Here is a 14,193-nt window from a genome sequence, read left to right on the forward strand (position 1 = left end):
AGGATGAAGTCGCCGCGGTGACCGCCGCCGTGGCACCGAACGAAGGGTGGCCGGTATGTCCAGAGTGTTCGGGTCGATGCGCCGCATGGTTCTCGCGCCTTCGCTGGAGCAGGTCTCCTTCGCCGCGCTCGGATTCCCGGTCACGGCCTCCGCCACCACTGTCCACCTGGAGGCGATCCCGCAGGCGGTGATCTGCGGCTTCGAGTGGGGAATCGAGGGCCCGAGCGTCGCCGAGCTGGAACGCCGGCTCGCCCTCGTGGATCCGGAACGCCGTGGCTTCGCCTACGAGGGCGCGACGATGGCCTGCACCGTGCTCGACGCGACGGCCGGCGGTTCCCGTACCCGTGAGCTGCTGGAAGGGCCGGGCCGTCCGCACTACTTCCTCGCGTGCATCGGCATCGGCTTCGCCATGGCCCGGCTGCCGCGCGTGTTGTGGCGCAAGGTGCTGCCCGACCTCACCGGGATCCCGTACCACCCGACGATGAGCTGGCTGGCCGTCGACGGCTACGGCTTCGACAAGGCGTACTTCGACCAGAAGACCTGGATCGTCGGACAGCGGAGACCCCGGCCGTACCCCTGGCAGGGGCACGCCGACTACTTCCCACGAGCGTTCGACCAGGGAGTCGGCCGGGCGCTGTGGTTCCGGCACGCGGCCGACCCGGCGGCGGTGGCGGCTACCGTCGACGGCTTCGCTGCCCCGCGTCGCGCGGACCTGTGGAGCGGTGTGGGACTGGCCGCTACGTTCGCCGGCGGGTGCGACACCGTGGGCTTCGAGTCGTTGCGGGCGCTGGCAGCCGAGCACGGCCCGCACCTCGCCCAGGGAGCGGTCTTCGCGGCCAAGGCACGGACGTGGGCGGGCTACTGCCCGGAGCACACCGAGACAGCGGTGCGGGCGCTTGCCGGTCTGTCGTCGGAGGCAGCCGCCGAGCTGGCCGACGCCGCGGCGGTCGACGGACACGGCGACGGCCCGGCCTACGAGCAGTGGCGGCGGGTGATCCGTGCGCGGATCGCCCAGCCCGCCGGCATCAGCGACAGCTAGGACCCGACACGCCTACAGACGATGACCCAAGGAGCCTGGAGATGACCACCGACAACGCCGATCCGGCGACCCTGGCACCTCGTGACCTCGCCATCTTCGTCAAGCGCACCCCGCTGCCGGACGTCCGCGCGCTGATGAGCGGGGAGCGCCGGGACGCCCTGCTGCGGGAGGTCTTTCGGCGGATGCCTGACGTGTTCCGGGCCGACCGTGCCGCCGGTCTCGACGCCGTCATCCACTGGGTGATCGGTGACCGGCCCGACGGCGGCGCCGACCGCTACCAGTTGGAGATCGCGGACGGGAGGTGCCGGGTGTCGCCCGTCGCCGATCGCGAGGCGAAGCTGACGTTGACGATCGGCGGCGCCGACTTCCTGCTGGTGGTGACCGGCAACGCGCATCCGGTCGTACTCACGATGAAGGGCCGGCTGCGTACCCGGGGCGACCTCGCGTTGATCGCGAAGTTCCCCTCCCTGTTCGACGTGCCGAAGGTCTGAGCGCACAGCGAGGCCGGCCCCGACCGTCTCCGGTCGGGGCCGGCCGACGTTCGCCTGTCAACAGGCCGCTTCGTACGCCGTGGCGAGCGCGTCACCGTGCCGGCGTGCCGCCGTCAGGGCGGCCCAGGCGGCCAGGCCGAGCAACCCGGCGTCGTCGTGGCCCTCGGCGCGAACGGCGGCCACCGCAGAGTCCGGCACCCGGTACGAGGCGAAGGCGACAAGCATCGCCAGTCGGCCGGTCGGCCGGTCCCCGAAGGACAGGCCCGCCAGCCGCGAGTTGAGCCAGTCCGTGACCCCCGCGAGGTCGCCCGGGGCGGCGGCGTCGACGAGGCACTCACGGACCAGCTGCCGTACGGCGGGAGGCACCGACCGCTGGCCGGCGTCCTCGATCACCGCCGCCGCTCCGGTCATGGCGGCCGCAACGTGTGGCAGCCCCGCCGCCCACCGGAGGTCGTCCGGCAGACGTCGTACCGCGCCGACCGTGCCGGGCAGCAGCGGCAGGGACTGCCCGGCCACCGCCTCCCGGCCGGCCAGGCCACCCAGCAACCGTGCCGCGGCGCTCCGGGCGCCGCCGCGCAGGGGAGCGGGAACCGCCGCCAGCGGTGAGTCCCGCAGGAAGACGTTCACCATGCGGTTGAGGTAGTGGAAGTCGACTGCCACGCCGATCAGCTCCGGCGACAGGACCGCCGGCGGCGACGGCGGCGCGGCATCCCGGCGCCCGAGCCCGCGTACGGCTGCCTGGTGGACCTCCACGCAGTACGGACAGGCGTTGGCGGCCGACACCGCGGCGGCCACCGCCTCGCGCTCCCGACGGCTCGTCGTGCCCGAGACGAGCAGGGTCTCGCGCAGGATGCACCAGGCCGCCGCGAGCAGTTCCGGCGCGGCGGCGTGCAGGGCGATCGGCGGTGCGAGCAGGCCGAAGTCGCGCTCGACCTGGTCGTACACCCGGCGGACCCGCACCGGCGCGGTCTCCGCGGGGACCGGGGAGACGTGTCGCAGGTGCGTGAAGGTGGCCCGCCGGGCGAGCCCGGCGACGGTGAAACTCATGACACCAGGCGAGCGACCGCGCGTCGTCCCGCGGTCTCGCCGTCCGGTGACGGCGCGCCGTAGGTCACCGCGACGCCCCGGTCCCGCGCGGCCCGGACGATGCCCGGCATGGCGCGTTCGGCGAGGGCGGCGATCGTCGAGGCCGGGTTGACAGTCAACGCGCCGGGCACCGCGGATCCGTCGGTCACGAAGATGCCCGGGTGCCCGCGCAGCTCATGCCGGTCGTCAAGTGCCGAGGTGGCCGGGTCGTCGCCGATGCGGCACGACGCGAGGGGGTGCACGGTGTACGCACCCACCAGGTCGTTCGTCCACGGCATCACACGGGACAGCCCGTCGCGCTCGAGAATGTCCTTGACGTCGGCGTCGGCAAGCGACCATCCGCGCCAGGTGTTCGCCGTGGGCCGGTACCGCAGCGGGCCGTGGCCCAGCATCTGCTGGGAGAAGCGATGGGCGTTGCCGGTCTCCGGCGGCGGGCCGAAGACGCCCTCGTTGTCGTCCTCCGACATCGTGAAGATCGTCAGCCACGACTGCCAGTGGCGCAGCATCTCCTTCTTTCCCCGGCCGAACCAGCTCGGGCTCGCGTCGGGCACCTGCGCCAGGATCGTGCCCAGCGCGGGCGGGAAGTAGAGCTGTTCGAGCGAGTAGCGCTCGAACTCCGGCAGGTCGCCGTCGAGCCGGTCCCAGCTGGCTACCGTCGGGCCCCGCCCGATCTGGTACGCCTCGTAGGCCCGGCCGTCCGGCCGCGACAGCTTCAGCACCTCGCGGACCCGATCCTCGTCGAACACGGCGGTGTTGAGGCGTTCGCCGTTGCCGGAGAAGTACCGCCCGACCGCGTGCGGCATCCGACCCAGATGGGGCTCCGAGCGTTGCAGGATCACCGGCGTGGCACCCGCGCCCGCGGCGAGTACGACGATCTTCGCGTCGATGGTCCCCTCGCCGTGCAGGATCCGGTAGTCCTCCTCGTCGACCACGCGATAGTGGACCCGGTAGCTGCCGTCGTCGTTACGGACCAGGTGCTGCACCTCGTGCAGCGGCCGGATCTCGGCACCGTGCGCCAGCGCGGCCGGCAGGTAGTTGAGCAGCAGCGAGCGCTTGGCGTCGAAGCGGCAGCCGGCCATCATCCAGTTGCAGTTCGTGCACATGTCCACGTCGATGGCCGACGGGGCCGGGTTGGCGGTACGACCGGCGTGGTGGCAGGCGGCGGCGAACAGGCCACCGGCGTACGGCACCCGGTCCCAGGTCTGCTGGGTCACCGGCAGCGCCTCGGCCACCCGGTCGTACCAGGGTTCGAGGGTGTCCCGGCTGATGGCGGCGGGCCACATGCGTCGCCCGATGCTGCCGTGGCGCTCGAAGACGAACCGTGGCGCCCGCGGCATCGTGGCGAAGTAGACCACGCTGCCGCCACCCACGCAGTTGCCGCCCAACACGCTCATGCCGTCACCGATGACGAAGTCGAAGACCCGGGTGTACGACGCTCCCAGCTTGAAGTCGTGCTCGAAGTCGTCGGCCTTCAGCCACGGGCCACGCTCGAAGACCTTCACCCGGGCCCCGCCGGCGGCGAGGTGGTAGGCCGCGATGGCGCCGCCGAAGCCGCTGCCGATGACCAGGACGTCGGTGGACTCGGTGGCCGTCATGCCGGGCTCCCGGTGGCGGTGGTGGACGGATGCGGGTTGGCGAGCTGCCGACCGTAGGAGAACGCGGGGAAGCGCCAGAGCCCGTCCGGCTCGGGCGACTCGTACCCCATCGCCAGCAGGCCCGGATGCCCGGCGGCCAACGCGTCCACCGTGTGCAGGTGCGGCGCGCTGTCGAAGGCCATGTTGCAGAAGAGCGCCAGCCCCACCCACATCTGCTTGTCCGGGTGATCGGGGCTGGTCAGCTGCTCGATCAGGGCGGTCCGGGCCTCGAACGGCAGGCCCACGAACGGCGGCAGGTCCGGCTCCAGGTCGAGGCCCGTGGCGGCGGCGTGCTCCCGGGCGTACTCGTCGAGCTCCACGCAGATCGTCTCCAGCGCCGGGGCCAGCCCTCCGGCGGGGTCTTCGAGCAGTTCGATCGCGCCGCCCGCGACGGCCCCGCCGCCGACGTCGACGCCGGCGATCGCCGCATCGTCCGGACCGCGTTTCTCGCCCGGAATGATGGTGTCGGCGAATGCCTCCAGAACCATCGTCCGCATCCGGTGTTCGGCCGCTTCGTCGGATTCCACGGCACGCTCCTTCGAGGAAGTCCGGAGGTCAATTCCGGAGGTGTCGTTCGGATGCCAGTCATCGTGGTGTCGGGGAGCCCTTGGCGTCCATCTTCTGTGTTGCGCTAACGGGCCGTGCTGGTAATTCCCGCTGTCCACTATCCACTCGCCCCCTTTCCGATGGCCATGAGCTGTGAATACGCGCCGTCCTTCAGGCGCCTTCGGCAACCGCCGCAATGCAGGAGAAGTTCCGCCGCACATAGTCGCGTAACAATGAGGTCTCAGCGGGAGGGCCGGAGCAGATGATGAGTTCATTGACCAGACTTCGACGCCGTATTCTGACCCCCGACGTGGGGCAGACAAAAATCAGCACGCGGGGATTCCACCTCAAGGACGAGCAGGCCCGCGAGCGCCTGGAAACGGTCGGCAGCTCGTTCCTGCACGGATTCGGGGCCGCCGCGGAGGCGAACAGCCCGCCGGAAGCGGCACCCTCGGTCGAGGCCACGCCGGCCGCGTACCGGGGCTTCGCCTACGAGGGCGCGGCGATGGCCTTCGCCATCCGCGACGCCCTGCCCGGGCGTCCGCGGCACGTCGCGCGGTTCCTCGCCGACCACGACGAGCACGTCTACATGGCGTACGTCGGGGTGGGCTGGGCGATGGCCCGCCTGCCCCGTCTGCTGTGGCACCGCCTGTACGCCCCGGACCCGCTGCTGCGCTGGCTCGTCCTGGATGGGTACGGGTTCCACGAGGCGTACTTCAGGACCGACAGGTACGTGCGCCAGCGGCGCCGGCCGTCCACCTTCGCGTGGCCCGCCGACGGCCCCCGGGACTACTCGGTGCGCGCCATCGACCAGGGCATCGGTCGCGCCTGCTGGTTCGTGGCCGGAACGGACCCGGAGCAGCTCGTCCGCCTCCTCGACACGTTCCCCGCCGACCGCCGCCGCGACCTGTACGCCGGTGCCGGCCTCGCCGTCTGCTACGCGGGCGGCGCGAGTGAGGGGGAACTGAACTGGCTCGCCGAGTGCGCGGGGACGTACCGGCCGGACCTCGCGCAGGGCGCGTCGTTCGGCGCCGCGGCCCGGCAGCGGGCCGGTCTGGTGCTGCCGCACAACGAACTGGCGACCCGTGTCCTCTGCGGCATGACGGTGAGTGACGCGACACGGGTGACCGACGAGGCGCGGGTCGGGCTGCCTCCGGACGACGTCCTGCCCGCCTACGAGGTGTGGCGCCAGCGCATCAGGAATGCCTTCGACACGTCGCCAGCGACACGAAAGCTGAGTGAGCAATGACAAGTATCGCCGTGGTCGGGATGGCGTGCCGCTACCCCGACGCCCGTTCACCGCAGGAACTGTGGGAGAACGCGATCGCGGGTCGCCGGGCGTTCCGGCGGCTCCCCGACGTCCGCATGAACGCCGACGACTACTTCGACGCCGACCCGGCCGCCCCGGACCGCTTCTACGCGCGCAACGCCGCAGTCATCGAGGGCTACGAGTTCGACCGGGTCGGCTACAAGGTGGCCGGGAGCACGTACCGGTCCACCGACCTGGCCCACTGGCTGGCCCTGGAGACCGCCGCGACGGCACTTGCCGACGCGGGTTTCCCGGCAGGGGAGGGGCTGCCCCAGGAGCGTACGGGCGTCATCGTGGGCAACACCCTTACCGGCGAGTTCTCGCGCGCCAACCAGATGCGGCTGCGCTGGCCGTACGTGCGGCGGACCGTGGCGGCGGCTCTGCGGGCGGAGGGCTGGGACGACGAGAAGCTGTCCGCCTTCCTCGCCACCTACGAGGAGGCGTACAAGGGCCCGTTCCCGCCGGTGAACGAGGACACGCTCGCCGGCGCCCTGTCCAACACGATCGCCGGACGCATCTGCAACCACTTCGACCTCAAGGGTGGCGGCTACACAGTCGACGGCGCCTGCTCGTCGTCGCTGCTGTCCGTGGTGACCGCGTGCCGGGCGCTGCTCGACGGGGACCTGGACGTCGCGATCGCCGGCGGAGTCGACCTGTCCATCGACCCGTTCGAGGTCATCGGCTTCGCGAAGACCGGCGCTCTGGCCACCGGCGAGATGCGGGTCTACGACCGTGCCTCCAACGGGTTCTGGCCCGGTGAGGGCTGCGGCATGGTGGTCCTGATGCGCGCCGACCAGGCCGCCGAGGCGGGTCACCGGATCTACGCCTCGGTGGCCGGGTGGGGCGTCTCCTCCGACGGCCGCGGTGGCATCACCCGACCCGAGGTCGACGGCTACCGGCTCGCCCTGCGCCGCGCGTACGACAGGGCCGGTTTCGGCATCGACACCGTCGGGTTGTTCGAGGGGCACGGCACCGGCACGAAGGTCGGAGACACCACCGAGCTCACGGCGCTGTCCAGCGCGCGCGAGACGGCGAATCCCGACGCGCCGCCGGCCGTCATCGGCTCGGTCAAGGGGATGATCGGCCACACCAAGGCCGCCGCCGGGGTGGCCGGTTTCCTCCGCGCCGCCATGGCCGTGCACCACGAGGTGCTTCCCCCGAGCGTCGGCTCCGTCGACCCCCACGAGCTTCTCGCCGCCGACGGCGCCCGGCTGCGCACCCTGCGCAAGGCCGAGGCGTGGCCGAACGCGGTACCGGTGCGAGCCGGCATCACCGCCATGGGCTTCGGCGGCATCAACACGCACGTCGTGCTGGAACGGCACGGCCCGCGTCGGCCCGTGCCGGATCGCCGTGTCCGTACCCTGGCTGCCTCCGCCCAGGACGCGGAGCTGCTGCTGGTCGACGCGGCCTCCGCGCGGGAGCTCGCCGTCCGGCTCGCCGAGCTGAGCACCTTCGTGTCCGCGATCTCGTACGCGGAGCTGAGCGACCTGGCGGCGACGCTGCACCGCGACCTGCAGGACCGGCCGTTCCGGGCCGCGGTCGTGGCCTCGTCACCCGAGGAGGCGCAGCGGCTGCTGACCGCGGCCCGCGAGGCCGTCGAGTCCGGCGAGACGAGACTGATCCGCCCCGACGGCCGGTTCCTGCTCGGTCACGTCAGCGGCCCGGCCCGGATCAGCTTCCTCTTTCCGGGCCAGGGTTCCGGACGCGGCGTCAGCGGTGGCGCGCTGCGGCGACGGTTCGCCGAGGTCGAGGACGTCTACCTGCGTGCCGCGCTACCCACCGGCAGCGACGTCGTCGCGACGGAGGTCGCCCAGCCGCGCATCGTCACCGGATCACTGGCCGGGCAGCACGCCCTGTCGCTGCTCGGCATCGAGGCGTCCACCGCGATCGGGCACAGCCTCGGCGAGATCGTGGCCCTGCAGTGGGCAGGCGTCATGGACTCCGACACGCTCCTGCGGGTCGCCGGTACCCGGGGCCGGACCATGGCCGGGCACAGTCAGGCCGGCACGATGGCCGACATCGGGGCGCCTCCCGAGACTGTCGACGGGATCATCGCGGGGCTTCCGGTGGTCGTGGCCGCCTACAACGGGCCCGAGCACACGGTCGTCTCCGGGTCGGTCGACGCGATCGAGGCCGTCTGCCACAAGGCGCGAACCGCCGGCCTGAACGCGACGCGGCTGCGGGTCTCGCACGCCTTCCACTCCCCGCTCGTCGCCCCGGCCGCGGACACGTTCGCCGACGCCCTCGCCGGCGAGACATTCCACCAGGTCGGTGCCCGGGTCGTCTCCACCGTCACCGGAGAGGTGCTGCCCGCCGGCACCGACGTGCGCGACCTCCTGCGCCGCCAGATCACCGACCCGGTCCTGTTCCACCAGGCCGTCGCGTTCGCCGCCAAGAACACCGACCTGTTCGTTGAGGTCGGGCCCGGCCGGGTGCTCACGGGACTGGCCACGACTGTCACGGACGTCCCGGTGGTCGCCGTGGACACCGACAACGACTCGCTCGCGAGTCTGCTGCAGGTCGCCGGCGCCGCGTACGTCGTCGGCGCCGCCCCGGCCCCGGCGGCCCTGTTCGACGGGCGGTTCGTGCGGCCGCTGGAGGTCGGCGCCGAATTCTCCTTCCTGACCAGCCCGTGCGAGCAGGCGCCCGAACTCAGTGCGGCGATCGGGCGCGGGCCCGCCGTGGCGTCCCCGTCCACCACCGCCGACCCGGTCGGGGCGGGAGAGGAGTCCACCGAGGACCTGATGCGGCGGCTCACCGCCGAACGCGCCGAGCTGCCGATCGAACTCGTCCGACCGGACAGCCGCCTGCTCGACGACCTGCACCTGAGTTCGATCACGATCGGCCAGGTGGCCAACCAGCTCGCACAGCGTCTGGAGCTGCCGCCGGCGCAGATGCCCGTCAACTTCGCGACCGCCACCGTCCGGGAACTCGCCGAGACGATGGAGACCCTGGCGCGTACGGCAAGGGACAGCGACGCCACCGCCACGCCCGTGGTGGCGGGCGTGGCCGGGTGGGCGCGGCCCTGGCGTCTCGACCTCGACGAGGTCCCGTTGCCGGCGGTTCCCGGCGACGCCACCGCCGTGCACGGCCGGTGGCACGTGTACGCGGCGGCCGACCACCCGTTCGCCGCGACCCTCGCCGCGTCGCTCGAACAGGCCGGGCTCGGCGGCGGCGTCCTGGTCTGCCTGCCGCCGGACTGCACCGAGGAGCACCTGGAGCCGGCCCTGCGGGGAGCGCAGCGGGCCCTCGCGGCCGGCAGCACCCGCTTCGTCCTGGTCGGGCACGGCCGGGGTGCCGCGGCCATCGCCAGGACGTTGCACCTTGAGGCGCCGTCCGTGCTGGTCACCGTCGTGCACCTGCCCGCCGACGGCGACGCGGCTGTGGATCTGGTGGTGCGGGAGGTCGCCGCGACGACAAGCTTCACCGAGGTGCACCACGGGGACGGGGTACGTCGTGTCCCGACGCTCCGCGCGCTGCCGGTACGCCCCGCGACGGCGAAGGCTCCGCTCGGCGCGGACGACGTGCTGCTGGTGACCGGCGGGGGCAAGGGCATCACTGCCGAGTGTGCCCTCGCCCTGGCCACCGACAGCGGCGCCAGCCTGGCGGTGCTGGGTCGTTCCGACCCCGCCGAGGACGCCGAGCTGGCCGCGAACCTGGCCCGGATCGCCGCCGCCGGCGTCACCGTGCGGTACGCCCGCGCCGACGTCACCGACGCGGCCGCCGTCCGGCAGGCGGTGCGGGACCTCTCCGCCGAGCTCGGGCCGGTCACCGGTTTGCTGCACGGCGCCGGCCGCAACGAACCCGCCGGACTGGCCAGCCTGGACCCGGCCGCGTTCCGCCGCACCCTGGCACCGAAGGTCGACGGCCTGCGGGCGGTGCTCGACGCCGTCGACAGGTCCCGGCTCCGGCTGCTCGTGACGCTCGGCAGCATCATCGGCCGGGCGGGACTGCGCGGCGAGGCGCACTACGCCACCGCCAACGACTGGCTGGCCGAGGAGACCACCGCCTTCTCCCGGGCGTACCCCGACTGCCGTACCCGATGCCTGGAATGGTCGGTCTGGTCGGGCGTCGGCATGGGCGAACGGCTGTCGGTCGTCGAGGCGCTCAGCCGCGAGGGCGTCACGCCCATCACCCCGGACCAGGGCATCGCGATCCTGCGGCGTCTGGTCGCCGACACCACCGCGCCGGTCGTGGTGGTGATCAGCGGCCGCACCGAGGGCATCCACACCGTCCGGTACCACCAGCCGGCGCTGCCGCTGCTGCGCTTCGTCGACCGCGCGCTGGTCCGCTACCACCAGGTCGAACTCGTGGTGGAGACGGAACTCAACGTCGGCACCGACCGCTACCTCGAAGACCACGACCTGGACGGCAACCTGCTGTTCCCCGCGGTGTTCGGGATGGAGGCCATGGCCCAGGTGGCAGCGGCCCTCTCCGGCGCCGACGTCCTCCCGGTCATCGAGCGGGCGGAGTTCCTGCGGCCCATCATCGTCGCGCCGCACGGGCACACGAGGATCCGGGTGGCGGCCCTCGTCACCGACGACGACGTCGTCGAGGTCGCGATCCGCAGCGAGGAGACCGGCTTCACCGCCGACCACTTCACCGCCCGGCTACGCCTCGGCGCCGACACCGTGCCCGACGGCCCTCCGGACCAGGTGCCGGACGGTCTCGCGCCGGCCTCCATCGCCCCGCTCGACGACCTGTACGGCGGCACCCTGTTCCAGGGCGCCCGGTTCCAGCGGATCCGGCGGTACCACCGGGCCGCCGCCCGTCATGTCGACGCGGTCGTGGAGGCCGACGACTCGACGGCGTGGTTCGCCCCGTACGTCTCCGCGACGCTGCTGCTGGGCGACCCCGGCGTCCGCGACGCGCTGATGCACGGCAACCAGGTGTGCGTGCCGGACGCCACGCTGCTGCCCGTCGGCGTGGAACGCATCCACCCCGGCGGGGAGAAGCTGTCGTCCGCCCGCGAGCTGCGGTACTGCGCCACCGAACGCGAGCGCGACGGCGACACGTACGTCTACGACATCGCCCTGCGCACGGAGTCCGGAATGACAGTCGAGCGGTGGGAGGGGCTGCGGCTGCGCGCGGTCCGTAAGCAGGACGGCGCCGGCCCCTGGGTGGCGCCGCTGCTGGGCCCCTACCTGGAGCGTGGGCTGGGAGATCTCGGGCTCACCGGAGTCGCCGTCGCCATCGAGCCCGACGTCCCGGCGTCGGAGCCGGCCGAGGACTCCGTCACGCGTCGTCGCGACAGCGTCCGCGCGGTCGGGCAGGCGCTCGGGCGACCGGTCGAGATCACCTACCGGCCGGACGGTCGACCCGAGGTCGCCGGGGAGCACACCGTCTCGATCGCGCACGGCGCCGGCGTGACCCTTGCCGTCGCCGGAGTGGGCGTCCTCGGCTGCGATCTGGAGAGCGTGACGCGGCGCGGCCCGGACGAGTGGAAGGGCCTGCTCGGCCCGCACGCCGGGCTCGCCGAGCAGCTCGCCGCCGACTCGGGCGAGGACGCCGACACCGCCGCGACCCGGGTCTGGACCGCGGTCGAGGCGATGCAGAAGGCAGGCCTGCCGATGCGCGGCCCACTCGTCCTGGGCGCTACGGCACCTCCCGGCTGGGTGCTCTTCGCCGCCGGCGGCGCGCGGGCCGCCTCGTTCGTCACGAGCCTGCGCGGCAGCGACGGACGCGTCGTCATCACTGTTCTGGCCGGTGCGGAGGGATGAGCATGGAGAGCTACTACGAACTGCGGCACACAGTCGGGTTCGAGGAGACGAACATCGTCGGCAACGTCTACTACGTCAACTACCTGCGGTGGCAGGGCCGCTGCCGGGAGATGTTCCTGAAGGACCGGGCGCCGAGCGTCCTCGCCGACCTCCAGGACGACCTCAAGCTGTTCACGCTCAAGGTCGAGTGTGAGTTCTTCGCCGAGATCACCGCCTTCGACGAGATCGCCGTCCGGATGCGTCTGCTCGAACTCGCCCAGACGCAGCTCGAGTTCGGCTTCGACTACGTGCGGACCGGCCCGGCCGGCGAGACGCTCGTCGCCCGCGGCGCCCAGCGCGTCGCCTGCATGCGCGGCCCGAACAACCGGACCGTTCCTACCCGGGTCCCGGAAGCGCTCGAACGCGCCCTCGAACCCTATGCCGCCGCAGGGGTCCGGCGATGACGACCTTCGGTACGGACGAGTTGGCGGATCCGGTGCTGATGCGCCGCGTCTGCGGGACCTTCGCCACCGGTGTGACAGTGGTCAGCGTCGGCGGGGACGAGCCGCACGCCATGACCGCGAACTCGTTCAACGCGGTGTCCCTCGACCCTCCGCTGATCCTGGTGTGTGTCGGCCGGGACGCCCTCATGCACCAGGCGCTCAGCCGGGCCGGCGCGTTCGGCGTCTCCGTGCTGGCCGCCGACCAGGAGGCGGTGGCGCGTTACTACGCCGACCGACGCCGCCCACTCGGGCAGGAACAGTTCGAGTTCACCGAGTGGCGGCCGGGCGCGCGGACGGCGGCGCCACTGCTCGGTGGCGCCGCGGCCCACATCGAGTGCGAGCTCTGGCGGTCGTACGACGGGGGAGACCACACGATCTTCCTGGGCCGTCCGTGCGGGATGCGCCGGTACGACGACGGCGACGGCGAGGCCCTGGTGTTCCTCGGCGGCCGGTTCCGCCGGCTCGAGAGGGCGCCGTCGGCAGTGGTGACGTCATGACCGCCGTCATCCGACCGACGCCGTCCCTGCCCGGTCCGTCGCGCGCGTCGGCCGTCAACATGCTCATCACGATGGGCCGCGACCGCCTCGGCATGATGACGTCGGCGGCCGCCCGCTACGGCGACGCCGCGCTGCTGCCTGTCGGCCCGAAGGAGCTCTACTTCTTCAACCACCCCGACCACGCCAAGCACGTGCTCGCCGACAACGCGACCAACTACCACAAGGGCATCGGTCTGGTGCACGCCCGCCGCGCGCTCGGCGACGGGTTGCTCACCAGCGAGGGTGAGCTGTGGCGCAAGCAGCGCAGGGTGGCGCAGCCGGCGTTCCAGAGCCGACGCATCGCCGCGCAGGCCGGCATCGTCGCCGAGGAGGCGGTGGCCCTCGTCGACCGGCTGCGGACGCTGGGCCGCAGCGGCCCGGTGGACGTGCTCCAGGAGATGACCGGTCTGACCCTCGGCGTGCTCGGGCGCACGCTGCTCGACACCGACCTCGGGAGGTTCCCGTCGATCGGCCGCGACTTCGCCGTCGTGCAGGACCAGGCCATGTTCGAACTCGCGTCGCTGAGCGCGGTGCCGCCCTGGGTGCCGCTGCCGCGTCAGGTGCGGTTCCGGCGGGCCCGCCGCCGCCTGCAGACGATCGTCGACCAGCTCGTCGCCGAGCGCGGGACCCACACCGGTGACCGCGACGACGTGCTGTCGCGGCTCATCGTGTCGGCCCGGGCCGAGGCCGACCCCCGGGTCGGACGGCAGCGGCTGCGCGACGAGCTGGTGACCCTGCTGCTGGCCGGGCACGAGACCACGGCCAGCACGCTGAGCTGGGCCCTGCACCTGATCGACAGGCATCCCGAGGTGCGCCACCGGCTGCGGGAAGAGGCGATCGCGGTGCTGGGCGACCGGCTGCCGACCTTCGACGACCTGGGCCGGCTGCGGTACACCGCGATGGTCATCGACGAGGTGGTGCGGATGTACCCGCCGGTGTGGATCCTGCCCCGCAAGGCGCTCGCCGCCGACGTGCTGGGCGGGTACCCGGTGCCGGCGGGCGCCGACGTGCTGATCTGCCCCTACACGCTGCACCGGCACCCGGACTTCTGGGACCAGCCGGAACGCTTCGATCCGGAGCGCTTCGACCCGGCCCGCACCACCGACCGTCCGCGGTACGCCTACATCCCGTTCGGCGCGGGACCGCGGTTCTGCGTGGGGAACCACCTCGGCCTGATGGAGGCCGCCTTCGTTCTCGCCGTACTGGCCCGGGACCTGACGCTCACGACTGTCGCCACGCACGACGTCGTACCCGAGCCGATGTTGTCGCTGCGGATACGCGGCGGCCTGCCGATGACCGTGCGTCCGGCGGAGTAGAGGACTCCGCCGGGTGACCGCGGACCGCTGTCAC

At 72.6% G+C, this 14,193-nt stretch carries 10 protein-coding genes; 7 read left to right on the forward strand and 3 right to left on the reverse strand.

Translation table 11 applies throughout. The features are described 5' to 3' along the window. The first annotated feature begins 55 nt into the window (after nucleotides 1–55). Nucleotides 56–1,039 carry a DUF1702 family protein gene (locus ACGFIE_RS16865; RefSeq protein WP_393295429.1) on the forward strand — a complete coding sequence of 328 codons (984 nt, stop codon included), beginning with the start codon at nucleotides 56–58 and terminating at the stop codon, nucleotides 1,037–1,039. Between the two features lie 41 nt (nucleotides 1,040–1,080). Beyond that, complete coding sequence (locus tag ACGFIE_RS16870; protein ID WP_393295432.1) at nucleotides 1,081–1,530, forward strand: SCP2 sterol-binding domain-containing protein; 450 nt, start codon at nucleotides 1,081–1,083, stop codon at nucleotides 1,528–1,530. 57 nt (nucleotides 1,531–1,587) lie between these two features. Here the strand turns inward: ACGFIE_RS16870 and ACGFIE_RS16875 are convergent, their stop codons facing one another. Genes ACGFIE_RS16875 through ACGFIE_RS16885 form a run of 3 tightly spaced genes read right to left on the reverse strand, consistent with a single transcriptional unit; the run spans nucleotide 1,588 to nucleotide 4,777 of the window. Next, nucleotides 1,588–2,577 (reverse strand): carboxymuconolactone decarboxylase family protein, encoded by a 990-nt coding sequence (locus ACGFIE_RS16875; protein ID WP_393295435.1) that lies wholly within the window; start codon nucleotides 2,575–2,577, stop codon nucleotides 1,588–1,590. Beyond that, entirely contained in the window at nucleotides 2,574–4,211 is a 1,638-nt protein-coding gene (locus ACGFIE_RS16880) for a GMC family oxidoreductase N-terminal domain-containing protein (RefSeq protein ID WP_393295438.1), read from the reverse strand. The genes ACGFIE_RS16875 and ACGFIE_RS16880 overlap by 4 nt, the downstream gene beginning before the upstream one ends. Further along, nucleotides 4,208–4,777, reverse strand: a complete 570-nt coding sequence (locus ACGFIE_RS16885) for a DUF5987 family protein (RefSeq protein ID WP_393295440.1) — start codon at nucleotides 4,775–4,777, stop codon at nucleotides 4,208–4,210. The genes ACGFIE_RS16880 and ACGFIE_RS16885 overlap by 4 nt, the downstream gene beginning before the upstream one ends. Nucleotides 4,778–5,061: 284 nt before the next feature. On the opposite strand from ACGFIE_RS16885, the gene ACGFIE_RS16890 reads away from it, so the two are divergent. From ACGFIE_RS16890 to ACGFIE_RS16910, 5 genes are read left to right on the forward strand one after another with little or no spacing between them, the layout of a single operon-like run. Continuing rightward, the gene (locus tag ACGFIE_RS16890; protein ID WP_393295443.1) at nucleotides 5,062–6,045 is read left to right on the forward strand and encodes a DUF1702 family protein; all 984 of its coding nucleotides are present in this window, start codon (nucleotides 5,062–5,064) and stop codon (nucleotides 6,043–6,045) included. Further along, the gene (locus ACGFIE_RS16895) at nucleotides 6,042–11,825 is read left to right on the forward strand and encodes an SDR family NAD(P)-dependent oxidoreductase (RefSeq protein WP_393295446.1); all 5,784 of its coding nucleotides are present in this window, start codon (nucleotides 6,042–6,044) and stop codon (nucleotides 11,823–11,825) included. The genes ACGFIE_RS16890 and ACGFIE_RS16895 overlap by 4 nt, the downstream gene beginning before the upstream one ends. Nucleotides 11,826–11,827: 2 nt before the next feature. Continuing rightward, nucleotides 11,828–12,268 (forward strand): acyl-CoA thioesterase, encoded by a 441-nt coding sequence (locus ACGFIE_RS16900; protein ID WP_363682761.1) that lies wholly within the window; start codon nucleotides 11,828–11,830, stop codon nucleotides 12,266–12,268. Then, on the forward strand, nucleotides 12,265–12,804 hold the full coding sequence (locus ACGFIE_RS16905; protein WP_363682763.1) for a flavin reductase family protein: 540 nt from the start codon (nucleotides 12,265–12,267) through the stop codon (nucleotides 12,802–12,804). The genes ACGFIE_RS16900 and ACGFIE_RS16905 overlap by 4 nt, the downstream gene beginning before the upstream one ends. Further along, complete coding sequence (locus ACGFIE_RS16910) at nucleotides 12,801–14,159, forward strand: cytochrome P450 (protein ID WP_393295450.1); 1,359 nt, start codon at nucleotides 12,801–12,803, stop codon at nucleotides 14,157–14,159. Before ACGFIE_RS16905 ends, ACGFIE_RS16910 begins: the two co-directional genes overlap by 4 nt. Nucleotides 14,160–14,193: the final 34 nt, after the last annotated feature.

It is taken from the genome of Micromonospora sp. NPDC049275, from assembly GCF_043197115.1.
GTDB lineage: Bacteria > Actinomycetota > Actinomycetes > Mycobacteriales > Micromonosporaceae > Micromonospora.